This is a genomic window from Belnapia arida (assembly GCF_016773205.1).
In the GTDB taxonomy this organism is placed as follows: domain Bacteria; phylum Pseudomonadota; class Alphaproteobacteria; order Acetobacterales; family Acetobacteraceae; genus Belnapia; species Belnapia arida.
In genome coordinates this window covers 1-338 of sequence record NZ_JAETWB010000203.1, presented here as the reverse complement: position 1 = coordinate 338, position 338 = coordinate 1, and the positions used below count along the sequence as shown (strand labels likewise).

At 68.9% G+C, this 338-nt stretch carries 1 protein-coding gene; it reads right to left on the bottom strand.

The window, feature by feature from the left end; all coding sequences use genetic code 11:
- Positions 1-338 (bottom strand): transposase (locus tag JMJ56_RS33400; protein WP_202836156.1); only part of this gene is annotated, 338 nt, incomplete at both ends.

Below are 338 nucleotides of genomic sequence, written 5' to 3'. Positions count from 1 at the left end.
GCCTCGATGGCCGCCCCGACGCCGGCGCCCTTGTGGCTGCCGAGGTTGTTCATGACGACGATGTCGCCAGGGCGGAGTTCGGGCACCAGCACCTGCTCGACGTAGTCCTGGAAGAGTGAGCCGTTGATCGGCCCGTCGAGCACCATCGGCGCGAGCAAGCCGGTGTTGCGCAGGCCGGCGATGAAGGTGGTGGTCAGCCAATGACCATGTGGGATCGGTGCCCGCAGCCGCTCGCCCCGAGGCGCCCGGCCGTGGGTGCGGGCCATGTTGGTCGAGGCCCAGGCCTCATCGATGAACACCAAGCGGTCCGGGTCGAGGTCAGGCTGCGCCTCGAACCA